This is a genomic window from Enterobacter cloacae complex sp. P42RS (genome assembly GCF_014930595.1).
GTDB lineage: Bacteria > Pseudomonadota > Gammaproteobacteria > Enterobacterales > Enterobacteriaceae > Enterobacter > Enterobacter bugandensis.
Map to the genome: position 1 here is coordinate 98,343 of NZ_JADBRK010000006.1, position 26,253 is coordinate 124,595.

Annotated in this window: 22 protein-coding genes, 1 pseudogene and 1 other annotated feature; of the genes and pseudogenes, 11 read left to right on the forward strand and 12 right to left on the reverse strand. The window is 57.8% G+C overall.

Annotated elements, in window-relative coordinates; all coding sequences use genetic code 11:
• Positions 1-3: 3 nt before the first annotated feature.
• Positions 4-1,476 carry a betaine-aldehyde dehydrogenase gene (gene betB / locus IM314_RS10470; RefSeq protein ID WP_193359274.1) on the reverse strand — a complete coding sequence of 491 codons (1,473 nt, stop codon included), beginning with the start codon at positions 1,474-1,476 and terminating at the stop codon, positions 4-6.
• 13 nt (positions 1,477-1,489) lie between these two features.
• Positions 1,490-2,077, reverse strand: coding sequence for a transcriptional regulator BetI (betI, locus tag IM314_RS10475; RefSeq protein WP_041910966.1), 588 nt, complete (start codon positions 2,075-2,077; stop codon positions 1,490-1,492).
• 128 nt (positions 2,078-2,205) lie between these two features.
• Here betI and betT point away from each other — a divergent pair, with 128 nt between their 5' ends.
• The 7 genes from betT (at position 2,206) to IM314_RS10510 (ending at position 8,656) form a co-directional block, all read left to right on the forward strand.
• Positions 2,206-4,239 carry a choline BCCT transporter BetT gene (betT, locus tag IM314_RS10480; RefSeq protein WP_041910965.1) on the forward strand — a complete coding sequence of 678 codons (2,034 nt, stop codon included), beginning with the start codon at positions 2,206-2,208 and terminating at the stop codon, positions 4,237-4,239.
• Positions 4,240-4,377: 138 nt separating this feature from the next.
• Entirely contained in the window at positions 4,378-4,764 is a 387-nt protein-coding gene (locus tag IM314_RS10485; RefSeq protein WP_041912044.1) for a type II toxin-antitoxin system RelE/ParE family toxin, read from the forward strand.
• 2 nt (positions 4,765-4,766) lie between these two features.
• Positions 4,767-5,051, forward strand: a complete 285-nt coding sequence (nadS, locus tag IM314_RS10490) for a NadS family protein (protein ID WP_041910964.1) — start codon at positions 4,767-4,769, stop codon at positions 5,049-5,051.
• Between the two features lie 203 nt (positions 5,052-5,254).
• Positions 5,255-6,166, forward strand: coding sequence for a metal ABC transporter substrate-binding protein (locus tag IM314_RS10495; RefSeq protein WP_193357213.1), 912 nt, complete (start codon positions 5,255-5,257; stop codon positions 6,164-6,166).
• A gap of 2 nt (positions 6,167-6,168) precedes the next feature.
• The gene (locus IM314_RS10500; RefSeq protein WP_193359273.1) at positions 6,169-6,975 is read left to right on the forward strand and encodes a manganese/iron ABC transporter ATP-binding protein; all 807 of its coding nucleotides are present in this window, start codon (positions 6,169-6,171) and stop codon (positions 6,973-6,975) included.
• Positions 6,972-7,820, forward strand: a complete 849-nt coding sequence (gene sitC, locus IM314_RS10505; protein ID WP_193359272.1) for an iron/manganese ABC transporter permease subunit SitC — start codon at positions 6,972-6,974, stop codon at positions 7,818-7,820. The genes IM314_RS10500 and sitC overlap by 4 nt, the downstream gene beginning before the upstream one ends.
• Positions 7,817-8,656, forward strand: coding sequence for a metal ABC transporter permease (locus tag IM314_RS10510; RefSeq protein WP_188245968.1), 840 nt, complete (start codon positions 7,817-7,819; stop codon positions 8,654-8,656). Before sitC ends, IM314_RS10510 begins: the two co-directional genes overlap by 4 nt.
• Here the strand turns inward: IM314_RS10510 and entD are convergent.
• From entD to IM314_RS10550, 8 genes and pseudogenes are all read right to left on the reverse strand, one after another.
• Positions 8,592-9,284: an enterobactin synthase subunit EntD gene (gene entD, locus IM314_RS10515; RefSeq protein WP_193359271.1), complete on the reverse strand. Its 693-nt coding sequence runs from the start codon at positions 9,282-9,284 to the stop codon at positions 8,592-8,594. The genes IM314_RS10510 and entD overlap by 65 nt on opposite strands.
• 106 nt (positions 9,285-9,390) lie before the next feature.
• Positions 9,391-10,538, reverse strand: a pseudogene (locus IM314_RS10520) (IS481 family transposase).
• A 117-nt stretch (positions 10,539-10,655) separates the two neighbouring features.
• A complete protein-coding gene (htpG, locus tag IM314_RS10525; RefSeq protein ID WP_193358887.1) occupies positions 10,656-12,530 on the reverse strand; it encodes a molecular chaperone HtpG in 1,875 nt (624 codons plus the stop codon).
• Positions 12,531-12,640: 110 nt separating this feature from the next.
• Positions 12,641-13,246: a recombination mediator RecR gene (gene recR, locus IM314_RS10530; RefSeq protein ID WP_006809843.1), complete on the reverse strand. Its 606-nt coding sequence runs from the start codon at positions 13,244-13,246 to the stop codon at positions 12,641-12,643.
• Positions 13,246-13,578, reverse strand: coding sequence for a YbaB/EbfC family nucleoid-associated protein (locus IM314_RS10535; protein WP_003858972.1), 333 nt, complete (start codon positions 13,576-13,578; stop codon positions 13,246-13,248). Before IM314_RS10535 ends, recR begins: the two co-directional genes overlap by 1 nt.
• A gap of 54 nt (positions 13,579-13,632) precedes the next feature.
• Positions 13,633-15,561 carry a DNA polymerase III subunit gamma/tau gene (gene dnaX, locus IM314_RS10540; RefSeq protein WP_193358886.1) on the reverse strand — a complete coding sequence of 643 codons (1,929 nt, stop codon included), beginning with the start codon at positions 15,559-15,561 and terminating at the stop codon, positions 13,633-13,635.
• Positions 14,239-14,303, reverse strand: a sequence feature (DnaX frameshifting element). Its footprint overlaps the gene before it by 65 nt.
• Before the next feature lie 88 nt (positions 15,562-15,649).
• On the reverse strand, positions 15,650-16,201 hold the full coding sequence (apt, locus tag IM314_RS10545) for an adenine phosphoribosyltransferase (protein ID WP_012016353.1): 552 nt from the start codon (positions 16,199-16,201) through the stop codon (positions 15,650-15,652).
• 151 nt (positions 16,202-16,352) lie between these two features.
• Positions 16,353-16,730 carry a DUF454 family protein gene (locus tag IM314_RS10550; RefSeq protein WP_041911057.1) on the reverse strand — a complete coding sequence of 126 codons (378 nt, stop codon included), beginning with the start codon at positions 16,728-16,730 and terminating at the stop codon, positions 16,353-16,355.
• Positions 16,731-16,780: 50 nt separating this feature from the next.
• Between IM314_RS10550 and priC the strand changes: the two genes are divergently transcribed.
• Both priC and rsmS read left to right on the forward strand, forming a co-directional pair.
• On the forward strand, positions 16,781-17,308 hold the full coding sequence (gene priC / locus IM314_RS10555; protein WP_041911058.1) for a primosomal replication protein N'': 528 nt from the start codon (positions 16,781-16,783) through the stop codon (positions 17,306-17,308).
• Positions 17,309-17,322: 14 nt separating this feature from the next.
• Positions 17,323-17,499, forward strand: coding sequence for a pleiotropic regulatory protein RsmS (rsmS, locus tag IM314_RS10560; RefSeq protein ID WP_045631461.1), 177 nt, complete (start codon positions 17,323-17,325; stop codon positions 17,497-17,499).
• Position 17,500: 1 nt separating this feature from the next.
• On the opposite strand, the gene mscK is transcribed toward rsmS, so the two are convergent.
• Complete coding sequence (gene mscK, locus IM314_RS10565) at positions 17,501-20,848, reverse strand: mechanosensitive channel MscK (protein ID WP_048957834.1); 3,348 nt, start codon at positions 20,846-20,848, stop codon at positions 17,501-17,503.
• Positions 20,849-20,960: 112 nt separating this feature from the next.
• Positions 20,961-21,614, reverse strand: coding sequence for a multidrug efflux transporter transcriptional repressor AcrR (gene acrR / locus IM314_RS10570; RefSeq protein ID WP_023310602.1), 654 nt, complete (start codon positions 21,612-21,614; stop codon positions 20,961-20,963).
• 141 nt (positions 21,615-21,755) lie between these two features.
• On the opposite strand from acrR, the gene acrA reads away from it, so the two are divergent.
• On the forward strand, positions 21,756-22,949 hold the full coding sequence (gene acrA / locus IM314_RS10575; RefSeq protein WP_041911060.1) for a multidrug efflux RND transporter periplasmic adaptor subunit AcrA: 1,194 nt from the start codon (positions 21,756-21,758) through the stop codon (positions 22,947-22,949).
• A 22-nt stretch (positions 22,950-22,971) separates the two neighbouring features.
• Positions 22,972-26,118: a multidrug efflux RND transporter permease subunit AcrB gene (gene acrB / locus IM314_RS10580; protein ID WP_041911061.1), complete on the forward strand. Its 3,147-nt coding sequence runs from the start codon at positions 22,972-22,974 to the stop codon at positions 26,116-26,118.
• The last annotated feature ends 135 nt before the right edge of the window (positions 26,119-26,253 follow it).

Here is a 26,253-nt window from a genome sequence, read left to right on the forward strand (position 1 = left end):
CGGTTAAAATATGGACTGGAATTTACCCATCTCAACCTGGATGGACTTCACCTGGGTGTAACTCTGCAGCGTCATCACGCCGTTCTCGCGGCCAATGCCGGAGTGCTTGTAGCCGCCAACCGGCATCTCCGCAGCGGATTCACCCCAGGTGTTGATCCAGCAGATGCCCGCTTCAAGCTGATGAATGGCGCCGTGGGCGCGGTTCAGGTCGGTCGTGACGATGCCTGCCGCCAGCCCGTAGTCGGTGTCGTTGGCGCGGCGAATGGCTTCTTCATCGCTTTCATAGGTGAGGATGGACATCACCGGACCGAAGATCTCTTCGCGCACGATGGTCATCTCGTCGGTGCAGTCGGTGAACACGGTCGGGGTCACCCACGCGCCGTTATCAAATCCGTCGCCCTTCAGCACGTCGCCGCCGCACAGCACCCGCGCGCCTTCTTCTTTGCCTTTGGCGATGTAGCGCATCACGCTGTCGCGGTGCGGGAAGCTGACCATCGGGCCAAAGTTGGTGCGTTCATCGAACAGATCGCCCGCGCGGATGCGGCCCACGCGCTCGACGATTTTCTGCTCAAACGCGGTTTTAAATTTCGCGGGTACGAACACGCGGGTGCCGTTGGTGCACACCTGGCCGGAGCTGAAGAAGTTCGCCATCATCGCGATGTCCGCCGCGAGATCGAGATCCGCATCGTCAAACACAATCAGCGGCGATTTGCCGCCCAGCTCCATCGTCACCTCTTTCAGGGACGAGGCCGCCGAGTTGGCCATCACTTTTTTGCCGCTGGCGACGCCGCCGGTAAAGGAGACTTTCGCGATGCCCGGGTGCTCGGTCAGGTACTGGCCGGTCTCCGCGCCTACGCCCGGCAGGACGTTAAACACGCCGTCCGGAACGCCCGCTTCGGTGTAGATCTCCGCAAGCTTCAGGGCGGTAAGCGGCGTGACTTCGCTCGGCTTGAAGATCATCGCGTTGCCCGCCGCCAGCGCCGGGGCCGATTTCCACAGGGCTATCTGGATCGGGTAGTTCCACGCGCCGATACCCGCCACAACCCCCAGCGGCTCGCGGCGGGTGTAGACGAACGAGGTATCGCGCAGCGGGATCTGGCTGCCTTCCAGCGCCGGGATCAGCCCCGCGTAGTACTCCAGCACGTCCGCGCCGGTGACGATGTCGACGGTTGAGGTTTCGGAATACGCTTTACCGGTGTCGAGGGTTTCCAGCTTTGCCAGCTCGTCGTTGCGCTCGCGCAGGATGTCGACGGCACGACGCAGGATGCGCGAGCGCTCCATGGCGGTCATCGCCGCCCAGATTTTTTGCCCGCGCGTTGCGCTTTCCACGGCGCGATTGACGTCTTCGCGCCCGGCGGCCTGCACGCTCGCCAGGACTTCACCGTTGGCCGGGTTGATGGTCTCGAAGGTGCGACCGCTGGTGGCCGATGTATAACCACCATTGATATAAAGCTGCTGTTCTGCCATTCGGGACATAAATTCTCCTCGGTTAGTCGGTCGGTAAATGCTGGCTGATAAAGTGGCTGGTGAGCGACTGGGCCAGGGTTTTATCCAGCGGTTTGCCGCTCAGCGCAGCGCGTAGCCACAGCCCGTCAATCAGCGCGGCGAGCCCGTAGCCCGCCTCCTGCGCCTGTTCGCGCGGCAACACACGGCGGAACTCGTACACCAGGTTCGACAGCAGGCGGCGGCTGCTCACCTGCTGTAAACGGTAGAGCATCGGCTGGTGCATGCTGCTCGCCCAGAAGGCCAGCCAGGCCTTCATCGCCGCGCTGCTGATTTGCGTTTCATCAAAGTTGCCGCCGACAATCGCCTGCAAACGCTGCTCTGCGCTGCCGTCCGGCAGGGCGTGCAGGCGGCTTAATACCGCATCGCGCAGCTGGCCGGTGATGTCGCGCATGGTCGCTTCCAGCAGACCGTTTTTGTCTTTGAAATAGTGGCTGATGATCCCCGTGGACACACCCGCCCGACGGGCGATCTGCGCGATGGTCGCGTCATGCATTCCCACTTCATTTATTGCTTCCAGCGTGGCGTCGATTAGCTGCCTGCGCCGGATCGGCTGCATCCCCACTTTGGGCATTTTTGCCACTCCATTCATCAGCGTTGGTTATACATTAAAGCGGTTTTTGATTGGACGTTCAATATAAAATGTGTCTTAATTGTTGCGGATTTGGATTTTAATAGTTACAAAAACAGTGGGGATACTGGATGACAGACCTTTCACAGGACAGAGAAAAAGACAAAATCAACCCGGTCGTTTTTTATACGTCCGCCGGGCTGATTTTGTTGTTTTCCCTGACGACCATCTTCTTTCGTGATTTTTCTGCCGAGTGGATTGGCCGCACCCTGAACTGGGTATCGAAGACCTTCGGCTGGTACTACCTGCTGGCGGCGACGCTCTATATCGTCTTCGTCGTCTGCATTGCCTGCTCGCGCTTCGGCTCCGTGAAGCTCGGGCCCGAGCAGTCGAAGCCCGAGTTCAGCCTGCTGAGCTGGGCCGCGATGTTGTTTGCCGCGGGCATCGGCATCGACCTGATGTTCTTCTCCGTGGCGGAACCGGTCACGCAGTATATGCAGCCGCCGGAAGGGACAGGGCAGACGATGGAGGCCGCGCGCCAGGCGATGGTCTGGACGCTGTTCCACTACGGGCTGACGGGCTGGTCAATGTACGCCCTGATGGGCATGGCGCTCGGATACTTTAGCTATCGTTATAATTTGCCCCTCACCATTCGCTCCGCGCTGTATCCGATTTTCGGTAAAAAAATTAACGGACCGATTGGCCACAGCGTCGACATTGCGGCGGTCATCGGCACCATCTTTGGTATCGCGACAACGCTCGGGATTGGCGTGGTGCAGCTCAACTACGGGCTGAGCGTGCTGTTTGATATTCCGGATTCAATGGCGGCGAAAGCGGCGCTGATTGCGCTCTCCGTCATTATCGCCACCATTTCGGTGACGTCGGGCGTCGATAAAGGCATCCGCGTGCTCTCCGAGCTTAACGTCGCGCTGGCGCTGGGGCTGATCCTGTTCGTGCTGTTTATGGGCGACACCTCGTTCCTGCTCAATGCCTTAGTGCTGAACGTGGGTGATTACGTGAATCGCTTTATGGGCATGACGCTGAACAGCTTCGCCTTTGACCGTCCGACAGAGTGGATGAACAACTGGACGCTGTTCTTCTGGGCGTGGTGGGTGGCGTGGTCGCCGTTTGTCGGCCTGTTCCTGGCGCGTATTTCACGTGGCCGCACCATTCGTCAGTTTGTGATGGGCACCCTGATCATCCCGTTCACCTTTACCCTGCTGTGGCTGTCGATTTTCGGCAACAGCGCGCTGCATGAGATCATCCACGGCAATGCGACCTTCGCGCAGGAAGCGATGGCGCATCCGGAGCGCGGCTTCTACAGCCTGCTGGCGCAGTACCCGGCGTTTACCTTTAGCGCCTCGGTAGCGACCATTACCGGCCTGCTGTTCTACGTCACCTCGGCGGATTCCGGCGCGCTGGTGCTGGGGAACTTCACCTCGAAGCTGAAAGACATCAACAGCGACGCGCCGAACTGGCTGCGCATCTTCTGGTCCGTCGCCATCGGCCTGCTGACGCTCGGCATGCTGATGACCAACGGCATTTCGGCGCTGCAGAACACCACGGTGATCATGGGCCTGCCGTTCAGCTTTGTGATCTTCTTCGTGATGGCCGGGCTGTATAAATCGCTCAAAGTGGAAGACTACCGCCGCGTCAGCGCCAGCCGCGACACCGCGCCGCGGCCAATGGGCGCTCAGGACAGGCTGAGCTGGAAGAAACGCCTGTCGCGCCTGATGAACTACCCGGGCACGCGCTACACTAAACAGATGATGGAGACGATCTGCTACCCGGCGATGGAAGAGGTGGCGCAGGAGCTGAGGCTGCGCGGCGCCTACGTGGAGCTGAAAAACCTGCCGCCGGAAGAGGGCGAAAATCTGGGACATCTGGATCTGCTGGTGCACATGGGCGACGAGCAGAACTTTGTCTATCAGATCTGGCCGCAGCAGTACTCGGTACCCGGCTTTACCTACCGGGCGCGCAGCGGGAAATCAACCTACTACCGGCTGGAAACCTTCTTACTGGAGGGTAGTCAGGGGAATGATTTGATGGACTATAGCAAGGAGCAGGTGATCACGGACATTCTGGACCAGTATGAACGGCACCTGAACTTTATCCATCTGCACAGGGAAGCACCGGGGAATAGCGTGATGTTCCCGGATGTCTAAACGGATTCTTAAAATACCTTTAAGCTGTATATAAATACAGTTATTTGGCGCAGCATTACTCAAGGAAGAGTAACCATGCAGCATGAGCCTGGTGTTGAAGCATTCGGGCTTTTGCTGCGTTTAGGGAAGGAACTATGGATGAGTCATGCGATAGAGTTTATCGAAACATCACTCTTTACCCGACAGATTAAAAGCATTGCTACGGATGATGAATTAAAGGATCTGCAAAAGGAACTTATTGCGTGGCCTGATAAAGGTGACCTGATCCAGCAGACGGGTGGTTTACGTAAAATAAGGATGGCGGCAGCCTCAAAGGGAAAGAGAGGGGGTATCAGAGTGATTTACTTTCTGGCCACGGAGGAGGTGATCTATTTCATTATGGCCTATCCAAAATGCATAAAGGACAGCCTGACAGAGGCAGAGAAAGCAGAACTTAAAAAGCTGACTTCCATTCTGAAAAATACTGCTTCCAGTGCCGTAAATGAGAGGTGTACTATGTACCCTAATCAGGCAGGTGGAGGCTAATAATGAGTATTTTTAATGAATTAAAATCTTCGCTTGAAGAGGCCGTTGAGATCCATAACGGAAGAAAAGCCGCTTCCCGAGTAACCCGCTATGAAGTTGCTGATGTGCGTGCCATCAGAGAGCAGCTCAATATCACGCAAAGCGAAATGGCGAAGGCGCTTGGCACGAGCGTCGATACGATAAAGAGCTGGGAGTCCAAACGCCGCAATCCAACCGGGCTGGCGGCGAAGGTACTAAATGTGATTCGGGAGAATCCTGCATTTTACAAGGCACTTGCCGGGCTGTGAGTCGCCCTTATGCCGGGTGGCGCTGCGCTTACCCGGCCTTCAAAACTGCTTTTCCGTAGGCCTGATAAGCGAAGCGCCGTCAGGCCCACCCTTCATTGACATAACTTTAATGATAACCATTTTCATTTAAATATAGCCTGTGCTATACCTTATAGCACGGGCTAATTTTGCTTTGAATTTCACCACCTCAGGAGACTTCTGCGATGCACCCACTGCAAGGATTAAAGCGTCTGTTGCTCGGCGCGCTGCTCACGGCTACGACCAGCACGGGCGCGCTGGCGGCTGAAAAGTTCCAGGTCATCACCACCTTTACCGTCATCGCGGATATGGCGAAAAACGTGGCGGGGGATGCCGCAGAAGTCACCTCCATCACCAAACCGGGCGCGGAAATCCACGAGTACCAGCCAACGCCGGGCGATATCAAGCGCGCGCAAAAGGCGCAGCTGATCCTTGCGAACGGCATGAACCTGGAGCTGTGGTTCCTGCGTTTTTATCAGCACCTGAACGGCGTGCCGGAGGTGATTGTCACCCAGGGCATCACCCCGATGGGCATCAGCGAGGGGCCGTACGACGGCAAGCCTAACCCGCACGCGTGGATGTCGCCGGACAACGCGCTGATTTACGTTGATAACATCCGCGACGCGCTGGTGAAGTACGACCCGGCCAACGCGCAGGTCTACCAACGTAACGCTGAAGCCTACAAGCAGAAGATCGTCGCGACCCTCGAACCGCTGCGCAAGCAGGTGGCGGAGATCCCGGAAGACAAACGCTGGATGGTGACCAGCGAGGGCGCCTTCTCCTATCTTGCGCGGGATCTGGGCATGAAGGAACTTTACCTGTGGCCGATCAACGCCGATCGGCAGGGGACGCCGCAGCAGGTGCGCAAGGTGATCGATCTGGTGAAGAAACATCGCATCCCGGCGGTATTCAGCGAAAGCACGGTCTCCGATAAGCCGGCGCGTCAGGTGGCGCGGGAAACCGGCGCCCACTACGGCGGCGTGCTGTACGTTGACTCCCTGAGTGCGGAAAACGGCCCGGTGCCGACCTATATCGATCTGCTGAACGTGACCACCCGCACGCTGGTGCAGGGCATTCGCGACGGCATGAAGGAGTGACCATGCAAAAGGGGATTGTCGTCACGGACGTGACCGTGACCTACCGCAACGGCCACACGGCGCTGCGCAATGCGTCGTTCAGCGTGCCCGGCGGATCGATTGCCGCGCTGGTGGGGGTGAACGGCTCCGGCAAGTCCACGCTGTTTAAGGCGGTGATGGGCTTTGTGCGGGCGGCGAGCGGCACTATCACCCTCCATGGGCTGCCGCCTCACCGGGCGCTGCGCCAGAACCTGGTCGCCTACGTGCCGCAGTCGGAAGAGGTCGACTGGTCGTTTCCGGTGCTGGTCGAGGACGTGGTGATGATGGGGCGCTACGGGCATATGAGGTTTCTGCGGCGGCCTAAAGCGCAGGATCGGCAGATCGTGACCGACGCCCTGAAGCGCGTGGATATGCTCGAGCTGCGCCATCGGCAGATTGGCGAACTGTCCGGCGGGCAAAAGAAGCGCGTCTTCCTGGCGCGGGCGATTGCCCAGCAGGGCGAGGTGATCCTGCTCGACGAGCCGTTTACCGGTGTGGACGTTAAAACCGAAGCCAGAATCATCAGCCTGCTGCGCGAGTTGCGCGACGAGGGCAAAACCATGCTGGTCTCGACCCACAATTTGGGCTCGGTCACGGAGTTTTGCGATTACACGGTGATGGTCAAAGGCACCGTGCTGGCGAGCGGTCCGACGGAAACCACCTTCACCGCCGAAAACCTTGAGCGCGCCTTCAGCGGCGTGCTGCGCCACGTGGTACTCAGCGGCTCGGAAGATCGCATCATTACCGACGATGAGCGACCCTTCGTGACGCACCGGCAGGAGGCAAAATGAACGCGCTTCTCGAACCCTTCAGCTATGAGTACATGCTTAACGCGATGTGGGTCTCGGCGATGGTGGGTGGGCTCTGCGCGTTTCTCTCCTGCTACCTGATGCTCAAAGGCTGGTCGCTGATCGGCGATGCGCTCTCGCACTCCATCGTGCCGGGCGTGGCGGGGGCTTACATGCTCGGGCTGCCGTTCTCGCTGGGGGCGTTTTTATCGGGCGGGCTGGCGGCGGGCAGCATGCTGTTTCTCAACCAGCGCAGCCGCCTGAAGGAGGACGCCATCATCGGGCTGATCTTCTCCTCCTTTTTCGGGATGGGGCTGTTTATGGTCTCGCTCAACCCGACCTCGGTGAATATTCAGACCATCGTGCTCGGCAATATTCTGGCTATCGCACCGGAGGATATCGTCCAGCTGGCGATTATCGGCGTGGTGTCGATGGTTATCCTGCTGTTCAAATGGAAAGATCTGATGGTGACCTTTTTTGATGAGAACCACGCCCGCGCCATCGGCCTGCGCCCTGAGCGCCTGAAGATCCTGTTCTTCACGCTGCTGGCGGTCTCCACCGTGGCGGCGCTGCAAACCGTCGGCGCGTTTCTGGTGATTTGCCTGGTGGTTACGCCCGGCGCAACCGCGTGGCTGCTCACCGACCGCTTCCCGCGTCTGCTGATGATTGCCGTCACCATTGGCAGCCTCACCAGCTTCCTCGGCGCGTGGGCCAGCTATTACCTGGACGGCGCCACCGGCGGCATTATTGTGGTCGCCCAGACGCTGCTGTTCCTGCTGGCGTTCGTTTTTGCGCCGAAGCACGGGCTGCTCGCCAGCCGTCGTCGCGCGAAGGAGGCACATCCATGATGGCGCTGCTCCTTGAACCCTTTCAGTTTGCGTTCATGAACAACGCGCTGCTGATTTCACTTCTGGTAGCCGTGCCCTGCGCGCTGCTGTCGGTTTTTCTGGTGCTCAAAGGCTGGGCACTGATGGGCGACGCCATGAGCCACGCGGTGTTTCCCGGCGTGGTGCTGGCGTGGGTGATGGGCCTGCCGCTGGCGGTGGGCGCATTCGTTGCCGGTCTGTTTTGCGCGGTCGCCACCGGCTACCTCAAGGACAACAGCCGGATCAAGCAGGATACGGTGATGGGGATCGTCTTTTCCGGGATGTTCGGCGCGGGGCTGATCCTCTATATCGCCGTCAAACCTGAGGTGCATCTCGACCACATTCTGTTCGGCGATATGCTGGGCATTAACGGGATGGACATTCTGCAAAGCGGTCTCGTCGCGGGGCTGATTGCGCTGGTGATTGGCCTGAAATGGCGCGATTTCCTGCTGTTCTGCTTTGACTATCAGCAGGCGCAGGCGAGCGGCCTGCGCGCCCGCTGGCTGCACTATGGCTTACTGTGCATGGTGTCGCTGACCATCGTGGCGACGCTGAAGGCGGTGGGGATTATTCTGTCGATTTCGCTGCTGATTGCCCCCGGCGCGGTGGCGGTGCTGATCGCCCGACGCTTCCACATGGCGCTGCTCGTGGCAGTGGCGGTATCAGTGCTGGTGTCGGTCAGCGGCGTGTATGCCTCGTTTTATCTCGACAGCGCGCCCGCGCCGACCATAGTGGTCCTGTTCGCGGTGGTGTTTATCGTGACGTTTTTGATGACCAGCGTGAAGGCGCGTCGGCAGGAACGTGTGACAGCAGGGTGATCGCCTGCTCGCCGCGCAGTTGCCAGTGCAGGGTGAAGGGGGTGCCTTCGTTAAAGCCTGACAGTTGACGGGTCAACGCCAGCGTAAGCGTCTTATCGTCGAGCAGGGTGACGCGCGCGCTGTCAAACCCCATGTAAGCCTGCACCTTCGGAAAGAGGGCCTTAAACAGGCTCTCTTTGGCGCTGAAAACCAGCGTCAGGGCGAGGGCGAACGGGTAACCCGAGTGGGAAAGCACGCGCTCTTCCTGGGCATCAATAATGCCGTCCTTAATTTCTCTGGCTTCATTTTCGGGCAGGATAGTTTCGCAGTCGATGCCGATAAGCGCGTGTCGATCGCGAACCACTACCGCCATGGCATGGGTACCGCTGTGGGTGATGCTGCCGGAAATTCCGTCCGGCCAGAGCGGTTCCCCGCTGGGGCCGATGGCGGGAACGGTGTGGTCAGGCAAGGCGTGCGCGGCGGCGATGCGTCCTGCCAGATGGTCAGCCTTGCGTTTACGTCCGGCGTCAGCGAGCTGGGCGTGATGCGGGAGCCAGAGGAGATCGGCGTCGGTGAAGGTGGCGGGGGCGAAGGTGATGCGGTGGAGGGTGAGGCCGGCGAGAGAAAATGTGCTGTGGGTGGTGTGCATGGTTTTTCCCTCTGAATTGTGCGGACTGATGCCCTCACCCCAACCCTCTCCCATGTACAGTCCGGGGACATGGTAGACAGGTGTTCGGGGACATGGTGAACACTTTTTAACATCCTTTACCCATGGTGATCGACTTTTTCTTCAGGTCGATCACCCCCACTTTTGTGCTGTACCACCACACTTCATAGCAGCCGTCATCCTGTGTCTCCCTCAGCCCGACCCGTTCTCCCCTGAACGCCTTGCCTGCGCTCAGACTGACACCCTGTATGCTCAGCTTTCCGCTGACATCCACTTTCCTGACCTTCACCCCTTCATCGTATTCAGGTGGCGTTACGCTGCCGCTGTACTGCCGCGCTGACGGCTGATACCGCGAGGCCGGTACCGCCATATCCAGCGCCTCGTGCGGGCGTTCAAGGTTGTACACCGTGCGCCAGTGATCGAAGGCGCGCTGCAGCTCACCGCTGTCCGCGAACCATTTTCCCTGCAGCACTTCCGACTTCAGGCTGCGGTGAAAACGCTCCAGCTTGCCCTGCGTCTGCGGATGATAAGGCCGGGAGTGCCCCACCCGGATACCGTGGCGCATCAGCCACAGCTCCAGCGCCGTCCAGGTGCCGGTGGTGTCTCCCCACGGTGAGCCGTTGTCCATCGTCATCCGGTCCGGCAGGCCGTAGCGTTCAAACACGCTGACCAGCTGCTGCTGCACGGTCTCGCGCCGTTCATCGTTACAGTGCGCCAGGCACAGGGAAAAACGGGAGTGGTCATCCAGCAGGGTGAGCGGATGGCAGCGGCCACCGCCAAAGGGAAAGTGGCCCTTAAAATCCATCTGCCAGAGGCGATTCGGCGCGTCGTGTTCGAACCGTCCCGTGGCGGGAATGCCCGGTGTTGCGCCCGGCAGCAGGCCGTGACGGGCCATCAGGCTATGGACGGTGCTGAAGGCGGGCATACGGTGCCCCTGGTCTTCGAGCCAGCGCTTAATCTTGCGTGCGGTTGATGACGGTCATGCGCCATGCGCAGCAGGGCCGTGATGTCGTCAGATGAGCGGTTCGGGGAATGGTGCGGTATGCGCGGGCGGTCCTGAAGGCCGGCGGCACCTTCCTGAGCCCAGCGGCGAAGCCACTTGTAGGCGGTGGCAGGAGAAATGCCGAACTGACGGCAGAGGGAACGGATGTTCGCCCCGTCCTGCGAGGCGAACAAAACAAACTCGGTACGTAATGACATGGTATCTCTCGCATCCCAGGGCATAAGCGACTCCATAAACGGGTTCTTATGCCTCAGTTGTAAGTGTCTACCATGTCCCCGAACAAGTGTTCACTATGTCCCCGGACCGTACACCCACGGGGAGAGGGAGAAGACCAGGGGAGACGTGGTCAGTTACGCCAGCAGCAGCGCATTCACACGTTTAATGAACAGGTTAGGATCTTCCAGGGTGCCGCGCTCGGCCAGCAGGGACTGATCCAGCAGGAGTTCAACCCACTCGGCAAAGCGAGCTTCATCCTGGGTATCCGCCGCGCGTTTCACCAGCGGATGATCCGGATTAAGCTCAAAGATATATTTCACTTCCGGCACGGCCTGGCCCGCCGCGGCGAACAGCTTCGCCATCTGGGTGCTCATTTCGTCCGCATCGGTGGTGACAATCGCCGGAGTATCGGTCAGACGGTGCGTAAAGCGCACCTCTTTCACGCGGTCGCCCAGCAGGGTTTTGACACGCTCAACGAACGGTTCCAGCGCCTTCTCGGCTTCTTTCGCGCTTTCGTCCACTTCATCCGCCAGCTTGTCGATGGACTCGTCGGCTTTGGCAACGGACTGGAACGCCTTACCGTCGAACTCGGTCAGGTAGTTCATCATCCACTCGTCGATGCGGTCAGAAAGCAGCAGCACTTCGATACCTTTCTTACGCAGCAGCTCCAGGTGCGGGCTGCTCTTCGCTGCCGCATAGCTGTCGGCGGTGATGTAGTAGATCTTCTCCTGCCCTTCCTTCATGCGGGAGACGTACTCTTCCAGCGACACGGTCTGGGCGGAGGAGTCAGTGTGCGTAGAGGCGAAGCGCAGTAGTTTGGCGATGGTTTCAACGTTCGCCATGTCTTCAGCCGGGCCTTCTTTCAGCACCAGGCCGAACTGTTTCCAGAAGGTCTGGTATTTTTCCGCGTCGTCTTTCGCCAGTTTTTCCAGCATCTGCAACGCACGTTTGGTCAGAGCGTTACGCAGATTACGGGTAACGGTGCTGTCCTGGAGGATTTCACGGGAGACGTTCAGCGGCAGATCGTTGGAGTCTATCAGGCCACGAACAAAGCGCAGGTAGTTCGGCATGAACTGCTCGGCGTCGTCCATGATGAAGACGCGCTGCACGTACAGCTTCAGGCCGTGCTTGTGATCGCGGTTCCACATGTCCCACGGTGCCTGTGCCGGGATATACAGCAGGCTGGTGTACTCCTGCTTCCCTTCCACGCGATTGTGGCTCCAGGTCAGCGGGTCGGTAAAGTCGTGAGCGATGTGCTTATAAAACTCGTTGTACTCGTCGTCTTTGATTTCAGCCTTGTTACGCGTCCACAGCGCCTGCGCCTTGTTGATTTTCTCCCAGGAAACAACGGTTTCACCGTCTTTCTCTTCCTGTTTTTCAATCTCTACTGGCAGCGCGATGTGGTCGGAATATTTGCTGATGATGGAGCGTACGCGCCAGTCGTTCAGGAAATCATCTTCGCCTTCGCGCAGGTGGAGGGTGATTTCGGTGCCGCGATCCGCTTTGGTGATGTCATCAACGGTGTATTCGCCTTCCCCTTTGGATTCCCACAGCACGCCGTTCTCGGCGCTGTCGCCCGCCGCGCGGGTGCGCACGGTGACTTTGTCCGCCACGATGAACGCCGAGTAGAAGCCTACGCCGAACTGGCCAATCAGCTGGCTGTCTTTCGCCTGGTCAGAGCCCATGGACTCCAGAAACGCTTTGGTGCCGGATTTCGCGATGGTCCCGAGGTGGTCGATGACCTCGTCGCGGTTCATCCCGATGCCGTTATCGGCAATCGTCAGGGTGCGGTACTCTTTGTTGAAAGAGACGCGCACGCGCAGCTCGCCGTCGCCTTCGTACAGATCCGGGTTAGACAGCGCGCGGAAGCGCAGCTTGTCCGCCGCATCGGAGGCGTTGGAAATCAGCTCACGCAGGAAAATTTCTTTGTTGGAATACAGGGAATGGATCATCAGGTGCAGAAGCTGTTTTACTTCTGACTGGAAACCACGGGTTTCTTGTCCTTTCATCTATGTCGACCTCAACAATGCCATTTAATGGGGTTTTAAAACGTTGAGTGAGAGATGGGGATACGGGGGGAAATTTTCAAGCGGAGGCCGCGCGCGCGGCCTCCGTTTGGTCAGAAAATAATCTTGTGACGTCCGGCCAGAGAGTGCGACAGCGTGGTGCCGTCGACCATTTCCAGCTCGCCGCCGACCGGCACGCCGTGGGCGATGCGGCTGGCGTCAACGCCGTACTGCGCGCACAGCTCGGCGATGTAGTTGGCGGTTGCCTCCCCTTCCACCGTGGGGTTGGTGGCGAGGATCACCTCTTTGATCGTTTCGGATTCAAGACGCTGTTCAAGGCGGTCAAGACCGATATCGTCCGGGCCAATGCCGTCCAGCGGGGAGAGATGCCCCATCAGCACGAAATAGCGGCCGGAAAACTGCCCGGTTTGTTCGATGGCGTAGATGTCCGCCGGACTCTCCACCACGCAAATCTGGCCGTTCTCCTGACGACGCGGGTTCGTACAGATGTTACACACGTCCTGCTCGGTAAAGGTCCGGCAATCCGCACAGTGACCAATTTCTGACATGGCGCGGGTCAGAGCCTGCGCCAGGCGCATCCCGCCGCTGCGGTCGCGCTGCAATAGCGTAAACGCCATGCGCTGCGCCGACTTCGGGCCAACGCCCGGCAGGCAGCGCAGTGCTTCCATTAACTGCGTGAGCAGCGGACTGGTTTGCATCAGAATGGCATCTTAAAGCCCGGCGGCAGCTGCATACCGCTGGAAACAGAGGCCATTTTCTCTTTCTGGGTTTCGTCGATACGGCGAGCGGCATCGTTAAACGCGGCTGCAACCAGATCTTCCAGCATCTCTTTGTCGTCTTCGAGCAGGCTCGGGTCGATTTCAACGCGACGGCAGTTGTGCGCACCGTTAATGGTCACCTTGACCAGACCGGCACCGGATTCACCCGTGACTTCCAGCTGAGCGATCTCTTCCTGCATCTTCTGCATTTTTTCCTGCATCTGCTGAGCCTGCTTCATCAGGCCACCCAGACCGCCTTTTCCACCAAACATAGGCTTCTCTCTTCTTTCACGTTTAAGGATTACAACCGTAAGTCAGACTCACGATCAAATGGGGCGAATACTCTCTTCATCCAGATCGGCGTCGAAGAACCGGCGCAGGGTCTGAATGTTGTTATCCGCAATAATTGCCTCGCGCGCCTGCGCGAGCTTCTCTTCATAAATGGCCTGGCGCCACTCAAGCGGCGTTTTCACTGCCGGATTATCATCTTCAATGATAGTCAATTCAACCGGTGAACCCTGTAAAGCAGCAAGCGCCTCGGCCAGCGCCTTTTGCGCGCCAGGGGAATTGAGGTGCCGCTGGCCCGGACGCAGGTGCAGACGCACCTGATTGCCGTCCTGCTCTTTCCAGGCGTTTAGCGCGACCTGCTCCACCAGCTTCGGCAACTGGAGTTTGCTGACCTCAGCGGCCCAGGCGTCGCGCGCGATGGACTCTTCGGCGAGCTTCGCGGAAAGCTCCGGCGTTTTTTCATGCTCCAGCGCCTTTTTCAGCGCTTTCGGCGTGGCGACCACTTCCTTGACCGTTTCAACAACGGTGGTCGCCTTCCAGCGGTAAGCCTCTTCTTTCACCGGGGCTTTCTGCTCGAGCGCGGACGGTGCCGGACGCGCCTGTACGCGCTCCGTTACCGAGGCCAGTCGTTCAAGCGCGGCGTTGTTCACCGGCCGCGCTCTTCCTGGCGCTGCCGGTTCACTCTTTTTTGGTTTGGTTACTCCCTGCGCACGCTGCAGCTGGCTGCGTGCGGCAAGCACCGAACTGGTGGCATCCGACAGCGGTACGTTTTGCTGTGGCGGCGGCGTCGGCTGCGGTGGCACCTGCTGCGGTGACATTACCGCGGTCGGAGCAACCGGCGCAAAAGACTGCCGCGGCGCTTCCGGTTCCGGCAACGGCATGCGCGGATGGAACGCCAGCGCGCGCAGCAGCGTCATTTCGACGCCCATCCTGGGGTCCGGCGCGAACGGTAACTCTTTGCGGCCAATCAGCAGCGTCTGGTAATACAGCTGCACGTCGGCAGGCGGCACGGTGCGGGCCAGTTCACGCATCCGCTGTTCAATGGCGGCCATGTCCGCACCGATGGCCGACGGAGACAGCTGCAGCATCGCCACGCGGTGCAGCAGGCTGAGCATCTCGACCAGCAGCGCTTCCCACTCAATACCGCGGGCAGCGGCCGCGTTGACCAGCGACATCACGCGCTCGCCGTTGGCGGCAATCATCGCTTCGATGAGCGACAGCGCCTGATCGTCATCCAGCGTGCCGAGCATGGTGCTGACCGCTTCGGTCGAGAGCTTGCCGTCACCGCTGGCAATCGCCTGGTCGGTCAGGCTTAGCGCATCACGCAGGCTGCCGTCAGCCGCGCGGGCCAGCAGCTGCAGGGCGCGCGGCTCGTGAACGATCTTCTCTTCATCAAGGATATGCTCAAGCTGCGCGCGGATCTGCTCAACGTCCAGCGCCTTCAGGTGGAACTGCAGGCAGCGCGACAGGATGGTGACCGGCAGCTTTTGCGGATCGGTGGTCGCCAGCAGGAATTTAACGTGCGCGGGCGGCTCTTCCAGCGTTTTCAGCAGGGCGTTAAAGCTGTGGCGCGACAGCATGTGCACTTCATCGATCAGGTAGACCTTGAAGCGGCCGCGCGCCGGGGCGTACTGCACGTTGTCGAGCAGATCGCGGGTGTCTTCCACCTTGGTACGCGAGGCGGCGTCGATCTCGATCAGATCGACAAAACGCCCCTGCTCGATCTCGCGGCAGTTGTCACATACGCCGCACGGGGTGGCGGTGATCCCGGTTTCGCAGTTGAGACCTTTCGCCAGCAGACGGGCAATAGAGGTCTTACCGACGCCGCGGGTGCCGGAAAAAAGATAGGCGTGATGGATGCGACCTAGCGACAAGCCGTTCGCCAGGGCCGTCAGCACATGTTCCTGACCGACAACGTCAGCAAAGGTTTGAGGTCGCCATTTACGGGCTAACACCTGATAACTCATGGGCAGGCTCTGCAACGCTGGAAGGTGAATTTATGGAGGGGAATGCTATCACAACCTCACCCATTGAGCGAGGTTGTGAAAACCGGGATTAATGACCCGGGAAAGGCACCAGGCTGTAGCTGGTAATGCCCTGTTTTTCCAGGCGCTGTTCACCGCCAAGATCGAACAGGTTGATGATGAAGGCCGCGTCGGTCACTTCACCACCCAGACGGCGGATCAGCTTGACGGTCGCTTCGATAGTGCCGCCGGTTGCCAGCAGATCGTCCACCACCAGCACTTTGTCGCCGGGCTTGATCGCGTCAACGTGGATCTCCAGCTGATCGGTGCCGTACTCCAGCTCGTAGCTCTCGGCGATGGTTTCACGCGGCAGTTTGCGCGGCTTACGCACCGGCACAAAACCCACGCCCATCTCCAGCGCAACCGGTGCGCCAAACAGGAAGCCGCGGGCTTCGGTACCTACTACTTTGGTGATCCCGGCGTTTTTATAACGTTCGACCAGCAGTTCAATGCTGAGCGCGTACGCTTTCGGGTCTTCCAGCAAGCTGGTGACATCACGGAAAAGAATGCCAGGCTTTGGATAGTCCTGGATACTTTTGATGCTATTTTTCAGATATTCAAGCTGCTGTGCAGTTGCGGTCATCGGTTTGTGCCTAAATGAAACAGTGTTACTCACGGCGCGCGACGAGTCGGTCAAAGTAACAGTTGTTTAACCTTTGACCAGGCGCACCTGTGCTCGAAAACGGTCGAATTTACTGGCTGCGCGCCATAATTGCAACCGCCATGATGAGGCTTCAGTGCTTTTGTTGCTTTTCATCAACCACGGGGATCCGCCACATGAAGATCAGCAGGCAGGCCAGGATCGCCAGCAGCAGAATACGCACCCACATCATGTTCACCAGCCATAACGAAATGGCGAAGGTGATCAGGATAAAGGCAATGGCGCGCGGCTTGGCCCCGGGCGGCATGGCCCGGTGTTTTTGCCAGTGCCGCAGGTAGCCGCCAAACCACGAGCGGTACAGCAGCCAGTGGTGAAAACGCGGCGACGAGCGGGCGAAGCACCAGGCGGCCAGCAGGATAAACGGGGTGGTCGGCAGCAAGGGCAAAACCACACCTAGCGTACCCAGCACTACCGCGAGCCAGCCAATGATGATTAAAATAGTACGCTGCATAATGCGAATCGTTATCAAACTGAACGGCTACTTTACCACTGGAGAGCGCATTGAAAACAGCACTGCTTCTTGAGAAGCTGCAAAATCAGCTGATCGCTCTGCGGGCGCAGGCCACGCCGCTGATGGGACACGCCACGCTGAAACCGCGCTTTGACCGGCAGCTTTTCCGCACCCGCAGCACCGTCATTCAGGATTACCTTGCTGAGATGCAGACCAACCTCGATGAGCTTCGCCACGCGGTTGAGAGTGAACAGCAGGAACAGGTGGTGTGGCTTGCGGAGCATCTTACCGAGCAGATCACCGCCCTGCACCGCGAAATCGCCGCCTGGCCGCTACGGGCGTGGGACAGCGCCTCACCTGGGCTGGGAAAATGGCAGCGCAAGCGGCTGGAGAATCAGGAGTTTGAGCGGCGTCTGTTTGAGATGAAGCGCGAGCGCGAAGCCCGCCTGAACAATAGCGAAACGCTGGAAGAGCAGCAGCTATTGATGCGCGAGATTAGCGCGCTGGAAGGCCGCATCGTCCGCTGCCGTCAGGCGCTGGATGAGATTGAACGCGTGATTGCACGCCTGACCCGTTAACTGGAGCCACATCTATGTCACTGGAAAATGCACCCGACGAGGTCAAGCTGGCCGTCGATTTAATTATGCTGCTGGAGAATCATGAGATCCCGGCCGAGACGGTGCTTAAAGCGCTGGAGATTGTGCGGCGGGATTTTGAGGGGAAACTTCCCCCTCACCCTAACCCTCTCCCTGTGGGAGAGGGTAAATAGATTAAGCCGGAGTCGGGTCGTCGCCCTTAATGTCGCGCTTCACTTCCGTATGCTCATCACCTTTCTCATTATGCAGGTGAACCTCAAGCTGGTTGAAGGCGATGTTAATGTTGTTTTCACGGCACAGGCGGTCGATCGCGCGGTTCAGTTCATCAACGGTGTAGCTGCGATCGCGCAGTTCACGCACGTATAAACGCAGCTCGTGATCCAGCGTGCTTGGCCCGAAGGTGGTGAAGAAGACATCTGGCGCAGGATCGTGCATGACTTTTGGATGCGATTTAGCGGCTTTAAGCAATACCTCTTTCACTTTATCCAGATCGGAACCGTAGGCCACGCCGAGGCGAATCACCACGCGCGTGGTGGTATCCGAGAGCGACCAGTTGATCAGACGCTCGGTCACGAACGCTTTGTTCGGGATGATCACCTCTTTACGATCGAAGTCAGTGATGGTGGTCGCACGAATTCGGATCTTGCTGACGGTCCCGGAGAACGTACCGATGGTAACGGTATCGCCGATACGCACCGGACGTTCGAAGAGGATAATCAGGCCGGAGACAAAGTTACCGAAGATCTCCTGCAGGCCAAAACCAAGACCGACCGAGAGGGCCGCCGCCAGCCACTGCAGTTTATCCCACGAGACGCCCAGCGAGCCGAATACCGTCATCGCCCCGACGATGATGATGACGTAATTCAGGATGGTGGTGATGGCGTAAGACGCCCCCTGGCGCAGGTTCAGCCTTGAGAGCACCAGCACTTCCAGCAGACCCGGCAGGTTACGAATCAGCGCCCAGGCCACCACCGACGACACCAGCGCAAACAGCAGGCTGCCCATGGTGACGCTTTTCATCACCGCCGCGCCGGCTTCGGTACCGTTGTACTGCCAGAGGGTAATACTGTCGAGATAGGCGAAGACGGTAATTAAATCAGACCAGATCGCCCAGAACATCACCGCGAACAGCGCGATCATCACCAGCATGGTGATACGCAGCGTCTGCTGGTTAACCTGCTCCAGCGCGATGGTCGGCTCTTCCTGCGGCTCCGCGCCTTCAGCCCCCTCTTTCACCTGATGCTGACGACGCGCAATGGCACGACGGTAAGCAATGCGGCGGGCCGCGACGCTTAAGCCGCGCAGCACGGTCTGATAGAGCAGGTTCCAGACGATCACCAGATAGACCGTCTCGATCCAGCGCCCGGACAGGCGCAGCGTGGTGTAGAAGTAGCCCGTTGCCGTAAGCACCATCAGCGCCAGCGGAATGATCGCCAGCACCGTCACGGTGGCCAGACGGATATTGTGGGACTCTTTATCACGCCAGCTGTCGCGGCACATCGGCCACATCAGGATCGCAATCAGCAGCAGGTTGAGCAGAATGACCAGTTGACCCAGCACATCATCCATCAGATGCAGCGGGGAAAGCTCGGAGACTACCGACCAGAAGTGCAGCGGCAGGAGCGCCAGGCTGACGCGCACAATCTGGCGACGCCAGTGGCTGGTCAGCTGCGCAGGCATGTTGAAGTGACGCACCGCCACGCCGTCTTTTTCGAGCACCTTCCAGCACACGCCAAATACCAGCCAGAACAGCGCCAGTTTTTTACTGAACGCCCAGAGCAGATCGCTGACGTTAAGCTGCATCGTGAGCAGGATCAGGCCCACGGCCAGAATAATCAGGCACACCGGCAGCGCGCGAATGAGATCGATCAGAATCGCTTTTGGCGTATGGAGCTGGCTGTCGTTACGCAGTTGCCCCACTTCCGAGGCCAGCTTCGCCTGGTACTGTTTCAGCCATTTCAAACGCCAGCGGATCAGACCGGCAATCAGCAGCAGCGGTAAGCCCGCCAGGAAAGCAATCATTACCGCAGGCCAGGCTTTCTCCCAGTTCACGGTGATTTTCATGCTCTTAATCTGCGTTTTCAGGGTCTCCGGGAAGGACTTAATCCAGTCCCAGTCCATCGGCTTGTTGCTGTTCACCCAGAAAATCTGCTGCGTCAAAATCTCCTGCAGGCTTTTTGACACGCTGACCAGCTGCTGCTGGTTGATCTGCAGGTTAATTGCCATCATCAGCTGGTTGCCCAGCTGTTTATTGAGCTGGTCCAGCAGTTCACGGCGCATATCCACCACCTGGAGCAGCGCGTCATGCACTTCCGGATTTACGTCACTGGAGTGCCCCTCTTCGATTTTGGCGACGAAAGCATCACTCTGGAAAAGGGCATCGCGCTGCTGGTTGACGTCAAACTGTTCCAGACGTAAATCCGCAATGCGGTTGGTCATGTCCTCCAGCTCGTCGGCAGACGGCAGCGTCTGCTGCTGCTGGTAGAGAATACGCGACAGCAGGAGGCTGCCCTTCAAGACCGCGATCTGCTCTTTGATGTTGCGCTCCGCCTGCAGCGCGCGATCCAGCCAGTTCTTCACTTTGATATTTTGCTGAACCAGCGAGTTGCCGCTTTCCGTCGCCAGTATCAGGCGCTGGCTGAGCTGGTGGTTAGCCTCAAGCTCCTGTTTCACCAGCGGGTTGGCCTGAATGCGGGCAGTTTCGTCCGGCGAGACGGCTTCCTGAGCGGTTTTTTCCGTCAGGGTCAGGCGTTTGCTGTTTACCGCCTCCTGCAACAGCTGAAGCTGATGCTCCAGACGATTAATATTCGCCGTCACGTAATCACGCTGTTTCTGGAGCGTGTCCTGCAGCACCGTATTCCCTTCCAGGCTTTTACGCTGCTGTTCGATTTGCGCATTGAGCAGCGACTGCTGAACCAGCAGCAGGGTTTGCTGGGTCGGGCGCAGTGTGCCCTCCCCTACCGTCGTGCCGTTCAGGCGGTTGCGGATCTGCTGCAGCTGCTGAGACGCGGCGTACATCGCGTTTTGCACGCGCTCGGGCTGGGTTTGCAGGGAGACGAGCTGACTGTTGTAGGTCGCGAGGTCAGACTGTGCGGTTTGCAGATCGTCAAGCAATTGCGCGACGCGCGATTCCAGCTGGCGTAAGGAGAGCGTGGAGAGCGTTTTGCGCGTTTCATCGTCGTTATCGACGTCGCTCAGCGCGCTCAGCGCTTCCGTGGCCTTACGCATGTTCTCCGGAGCCTGCGCCACCTTCTGACGAAGCTGGGTGGTTTCAGCTTTAACGCGCTCAATCTTATCGATGTTTTCCAGCGTTTCCGTCAGATCCTGCTGGGTGAGTTTCTCCTGAGGAGAGAGCTCTTTTTGTTTGTTCAGGGTGTCGAGCTGCGACTGAATTTCACTGCGCGAGGGAATATCAGTGCTGTTGTCTGCGCGGGCCCAGGTAAGCGGCGCGGTGGAGAAGAAAAACAGCATAGCAAAGAGCAATGCAAATACAGGATGTTGCGAGCGATTGATGGGCAGCATAGTTGTGAATGATGTCAGCAGATGACCGAAAATAGTCCGGCGTGAAGAATATCACGCTCGTCGGAAGCAGAATAGCGAGAACGCAAGCCTCTGAGATAAATCCTGGAAGGGCTCAGGCCGTGAGCGAAGGCGCGTCGCTGCGCAGCGTCGGGCAGAGCTGTAGCATTTCCAGTAAAATCGCCACGTAGCTGCGGGCTTCCTCTTTGAGGTCAAAGGATTGCGGCGCAAACAGCCAGTTTTCCATAAGACCTGAAATGTAGCTGCGCATCAGGATGGCCGCCCGGCGGGTGAGTAAATTGGCCGGTAACAGCTTTGCCTGCATACACAGGTTCAGGTTCTGTTCGATACGATCGTAGCTCTCCAGACTGAGGCTGCGCTGCGCCTGTTGCACCACCGCCATTTCGCCCACGAACTCACATTTATGAAAGATAATTTCCATCATTAATCTGCGACGCTCTTCAACTACCGTTGCTTCAAGGATATATACTAATATTTCTCTTAATACTGAGAGTGGATCGTCAGGGAATTTTGCCCGATACTCACTCTCGAGATCGCTAATGCTGGACTCTGAAAGCTCCCAGATTTCACTGAACAGATCTGACTTGTCTTTAAAATGCCAGTAAATCGCTCCCCGCGTCACACCGGCAGCCTGAGCAATTTGCGCCAGCGAGGTAGAAGAAACACCCTGCTGAGAGAACAAACGTATTGCCACATCCAGAATGTGTTGTCGGGTTTCCAGCGCTTGTTGTTTAGTTTTTCGTGCCATAGGTGGGTGAATTTACAGGAGTCAGATTTACATACATTTGTGAATGTATGTACCATAGCATGACGATAATATAAACGCAGCAATGGGTTTTTAGACTCAGGACCCTTGATCAATTTGAAATCGGACACTCGAGGTTTACATATGAACAAAAACAGAGGGTTAACGCCTCTGGCGGTCGTTCTGATGCTCTCAGGCAGCTTAGCGCTTACAGGATGTGACGACAAACCGGCTCAACAAGGAGCTCAGCAGGCGCCAGAAGTCGGCGTTGTGACACTCAAATCTGAACCTCTGCAGATCACCACAGAATTACCAGGCCGTACAAACGCTTACCGCATTGCGGAAGTGCGTCCTCAGGTTAGCGGCATTATCCTGAAACGTAACTTTACCGAAGGCGGCGATGTGAAGGCCGGTGAGTCCCTGTATCAGATTGATCCCGCGACCTATCAGGCTTCTTATGAAAGCGCGAAAGGTGACCTGGCTAAAGCACAAGCGGCGGCGAAAATCGCTCAGCTGACGCTGAACCGCTATCAGAAACTGCTCGGCACGAAGTACATCAGTCAACAGGATTACGATACCGCGCTGGCAGATGCCCAGCAGGCTAACGCGGCCGTGGTAGCAGCCAAAGCGGCTGTCGAAACTGCACGCATTAACCTGGCCTATACCAAAGTGACCTCCCCTATCAGCGGTCGTATTGGTAAATCTTCCGTGACGGAAGGGGCGCTGGTGCAGAACGGGCAGACCACTGCGCTGGCTACCGTGCAGCAGCTTGATCCGATCTACGTTGACGTGACGCAGTCCAGCAACGATTTCCTGCGCCTGAAACAGGAGCTGGCTAACGGCACCCTGAAACAGGAAAACGGCAAAGCCAAAGTGGAGCTGGTTACCAACGACGGTATCAAGTTCCCGCAGGAAGGTACTCTGGAATTCTCTGATGTGACGGTCGACCAGACCACCGGTTCCATCACCTTACGTGCGATTTTCCCGAACCCTGACAAAAATCTGCTGCCAGGTATGTTCGTTCGCGCGCGTCTGGAAGAAGGAACGAATCCAACCGCACTTCTTGTTCCACAGCAGGGTGTGACCCGTACGCCACGCGGCGATGCGAGCGCACTGGTTGTTGGGGCAGATAACAAAGTCGAAACGCGCAATATCACCGCCACGCAGGCGATTGGCGATAAATGGCTGGTGACGGAAGGTCTGAAAGATGGCGATCGCGTGATTGTTACTGGTTTGCAAAAAGTACGTCCTGGCGCGCAGGTAAAAGCACAGGAAGTGACATCTGACGATAAACAACAAGCTTCGGCCGCTGGCCAGTCAGAACAAACCAAGTCTTAACTTAAACAGGAGCCGTTAAGACATGCCTAATTTCTTTATCGATCGCCCCATATTTGCGTGGGTGATCGCCATTATCATCATGCTGGCCGGGGGACTTGCGATCCTGAAGCTGCCTGTGGCGCAATATCCAACGATTGCGCCACCGGCGGTAACGATCTCCGCAACCTACCCGGGGGCTGATGCGAAAACGGTGCAGGATACCGTGACTCAGGTTATCGAACAGAACATGAACGGTATCGATAACCTGATGTACATGTCCTCAAACAGTGACTCCACCGGTACGGTTCAGATCACCCTGACCTTTGAATCCGGTACGGATGCGGACATTGCGCAGGTTCAGGTGCAGAACAAACTGCAGCTGGCAATGCCTCTTCTGCCGCAGGAAGTGCAACAGCAGGGTGTGAGCGTCGAGAAATCGTCCAGCAGCTTCCTGATGGTTGTCGGCGTTATTAACACCAACGGCACCATGACGCAGGAGGATATTTCCGACTACGTGGGCGCCAACATGAAGGACGCCATCAGCCGTACGTCCGGTGTGGGTGACGTTCAGCTGTTCGGTTCCCAGTACGCGATGCGTATCTGGATGGATCCGAACAAACTGAACAACTTCCAGCTGACGCCGGTTGACGTGATTAACGCGATTAAAGCCCAGAACGCCCAGGTGGCAGCCGGTCAGCTAGGCGGTACGCCGCCGGTGAAAGGCCAGCAGCTTAACGCGTCCATTATCGCGCAAACCCGTCTGACCTCCGCCGATGAGTTCAGCAAAATTCTGCTGAAGGTGAACCAGGACGGTTCGCAGGTTCGTCTGCGCGACGTGGCCAGGGTTGAGCTGGGTGGTGAGAACTACGACATCATCGCGAAGTTTAACGGTAAACCGGCGTCCGGTCTGGGTATCAAACTGGCGACAGGCGCGAACGCCCTGGACACCGCGACGGCGATCCGTGCGGAACTGAAGAAGATGGAACCGTTCTTCCCGTCAGGTCTGAAAATCGTTTATCCGTACGACACTACGCCGTTCGTTAAAATTTCGATTCACGAAGTGGTTAAAACGCTGGTAGAAGCGATCATCCTGGTGTTCCTGGTGATGTATCTGTTCCTGCAAAACTTCCGCGCGACGCTGATCCCAACCATCGCCGTGCCGGTCGTTCTGCTGGGGACCTTTGCCATCCTTGCAGCCTTTGGGTTCTCGATAAACACCCTGACGATGTTCGGGATGGTGCTCGCCATCGGCCTGCTGGTGGATGACGCCATCGTAGTAGTAGAGAACGTCGAGCGCGTGATGGCGGAAGAAGGTCTGCCGCCGAAGGAAGCCACCCGTAAATCCATGGGCCAGATCCAGGGCGCACTGGTCGGTATTGCGATGGTGCTGTCCGCGGTATTTATCCCGATGGCCTTCTTCGGAGGCTCTACGGGTGCGATTTACCGCCAGTTCTCCATTACCATCGTCTCCGCGATGGCGCTGTCGGTACTGGTAGCGTTAATCCTGACGCCAGCGCTGTGTGCCACCATGCTGAAGCCGGTTCAGAAAGGTGGTCACGGCGAGCATAAAGGGTTCTTCGGCTGGTTTAACCGCATGTTTGATAAGAGCACACACCACTACACCGACAGCGTGGGCAATATCCTGCGCAGCACCGGTCGTTATCTGCTGCTCTATATCATCATCGTAGTGGGGATGGCGTTCCTGTTCGTTCGTCTGCCAAGCTCGTTCCTGCCAGATGAAGACCAGGGCGTGTTCCTGACGATGGCACAGCTTCCGGCAGGGGCGTCGCAAGAGCGAACCCAGAAGGTGCTGGACGAAGTGACGGACTACTATCTCACCAAAGAGAAAGCGAACGTTGAATCCGTGTTTGCGGTTAACGGCTTTGGCTTTGCGGGTCGTGGTCAGAACACCGGTATCGCCTTCGTTTCTCTGAAAGACTGGGCGGATCGTCCGGGCGATGAGAATAAAGTTGAAGCGATCACGGGCCGTGCCATGGGCACCTTCTCGCAGATTAAAGATGCGATGGTCTTCGCCTTTAACCTGCCAGCGATTGTTGAACTGGGTACGGCGACCGGCTTCGACTTCCAGCTGATCGACCAGGGCGGTCTGGGTCACGAGAAACTGACGCAGGCGCGTAACCAGCTGTTCGGCGAAGTGGCTAAACACCCTGACCTGCTGGTCGGCGTACGTCCAAACGGACTGGAAGATACGCCGCAGTATAAGATCAACATCGATCAGGAAAAAGCGCAGGCGCTGGGCGTGTCCATCAGCGACATCAATACCACGCTGGGTGCGGCCTGGGGCGGTAGCTACGTCAACGACTTCATCGACCGTGGTCGCGTGAAGAAAGTGTACGTCATGTCCGAAGCGCAGTACCGTATGTTGCCGAACGATATTAACAACTGGTACGTTCGCGGCAGCAACGGTCAGATGGTGCCGTTCTCATCCTTCTCAACGTCACACTGGGAATACGGCTCTCCGCGTCTGGAACGTTACAACGGTCTGCCGTCGATGGAAATCCTGGGTCAGGCCGCACCGGGCCGAAGCACCGGTGAAGCCATGAACCTGATGGAAGAGCTGGCCAGCAAACTGCCTGCGGGTATCGGCTATGACTGGACCGGTATGTCCTATCAGGAACGTCTGTCCGGTAACCAGGCCCCTGCCCTGTACGCCATTTCACTGATTGTGGTCTTCCTGTGTCTGGCGGCGCTGTACGAGAGCTGGTCAATTCCGTTCTCCGTTATGCTGGTGGTTCCACTCGGGGTTATTGGTGCGCTGCTTGCGGCAACGTTCCGTGGATTGACCAACGACGTGTACTTCCAGGTAGGCCTGCTGACAACCATTGGCTTGTCGGCGAAGAACGCGATACTTATCGTTGAATTCGCCAAAGATCTGATGGAGAAAGAGGGTAAAGGCCTTATTGAGGCGACGCTGGAAGCGGTGCGTATGCGTCTGCGTCCAATCCTGATGACCTCTCTGGCGTTCATCCTCGGCGTAATGCCGCTGGTTATTAGCTCCGGTGCAGGCTCCGGTGCGCAGAACGCGGTCGGTACAGGTGTAATGGGCGGTATGATCACCGCGACCGTACTGGCTATCTTCTTCGTCCCGGTGTTCTTCGTGGTGGTGCGCCGCCGCTTCAGCCGGAAGAATGAAGATGTTGAGCACAGTCATTCGGTAGAACCTCACTGATACCGGTTTCATATAATAAAAAGGCCGCATTTGCGGCCTTTTTCATTTTCAGAAAAAATCATAAAATAAGCTTATTGAGGTCCTATTTATTTTCTGTCATCTTAAACAGACATATCATATTTAACTGATAACTTA

Bases quoted from the DNA above. Each gene is read 5' to 3' on its own strand.
- mscK (WP_048957834.1), bottom strand. From the start codon at position 20,848: ATGCTGCCCATCAATCGCTCGCAACATCCTGTATTTGCATTGCTCTTT.
- htpG (WP_193358887.1), bottom strand. From the start codon at position 12,530: ATGAAAGGACAAGAAACCCGTGGTTTCCAGTCAGAAGTAAAACAGCTT.
- betI (WP_041910966.1), bottom strand. From the start codon at position 2,077: ATGCCCAAAGTGGGGATGCAGCCGATCCGGCGCAGGCAGCTAATCGAC.
- acrB (WP_041911061.1), top strand. From the start codon at position 22,972: ATGCCTAATTTCTTTATCGATCGCCCCATATTTGCGTGGGTGATCGCC.
- IM314_RS10500 (WP_193359273.1), top strand. From the start codon at position 6,169: ATGCAAAAGGGGATTGTCGTCACGGACGTGACCGTGACCTACCGCAAC.
- dnaX (WP_193358886.1), bottom strand. From the start codon at position 15,561: ATGAGTTATCAGGTGTTAGCCCGTAAATGGCGACCTCAAACCTTTGCT.
- IM314_RS10510 (WP_188245968.1), top strand. From the start codon at position 7,817: ATGATGGCGCTGCTCCTTGAACCCTTTCAGTTTGCGTTCATGAACAAC.
- acrR (WP_023310602.1), bottom strand. From the start codon at position 21,614: ATGGCACGAAAAACTAAACAACAAGCGCTGGAAACCCGACAACACATT.
- betT (WP_041910965.1), top strand. From the start codon at position 2,206: ATGACAGACCTTTCACAGGACAGAGAAAAAGACAAAATCAACCCGGTC.
- sitC (WP_193359272.1), top strand. From the start codon at position 6,972: ATGAACGCGCTTCTCGAACCCTTCAGCTATGAGTACATGCTTAACGCG.
- IM314_RS10550 (WP_041911057.1), bottom strand. From the start codon at position 16,730: ATGCAGCGTACTATTTTAATCATCATTGGCTGGCTCGCGGTAGTGCTG.
- acrA (WP_041911060.1), top strand. From the start codon at position 21,756: ATGAACAAAAACAGAGGGTTAACGCCTCTGGCGGTCGTTCTGATGCTC.
- recR (WP_006809843.1), bottom strand. From the start codon at position 13,246: ATGCAAACCAGTCCGCTGCTCACGCAGTTAATGGAAGCACTGCGCTGC.
- IM314_RS10485 (WP_041912044.1), top strand. From the start codon at position 4,378: ATGAGTCATGCGATAGAGTTTATCGAAACATCACTCTTTACCCGACAG.
- rsmS (WP_045631461.1), top strand. From the start codon at position 17,323: ATGTCACTGGAAAATGCACCCGACGAGGTCAAGCTGGCCGTCGATTTA.
- nadS (WP_041910964.1), top strand. From the start codon at position 4,767: ATGAGTATTTTTAATGAATTAAAATCTTCGCTTGAAGAGGCCGTTGAG.
- IM314_RS10535 (WP_003858972.1), bottom strand. From the start codon at position 13,578: ATGTTTGGTGGAAAAGGCGGTCTGGGTGGCCTGATGAAGCAGGCTCAG.
- apt (WP_012016353.1), bottom strand. From the start codon at position 16,201: ATGACCGCAACTGCACAGCAGCTTGAATATCTGAAAAATAGCATCAAA.
- entD (WP_193359271.1), bottom strand. From the start codon at position 9,284: ATGCACACCACCCACAGCACATTTTCTCTCGCCGGCCTCACCCTCCAC.
- betB (WP_193359274.1), bottom strand. From the start codon at position 1,476: ATGTCCCGAATGGCAGAACAGCAGCTTTATATCAATGGTGGTTATACA.
- IM314_RS10495 (WP_193357213.1), top strand. From the start codon at position 5,255: ATGCACCCACTGCAAGGATTAAAGCGTCTGTTGCTCGGCGCGCTGCTC.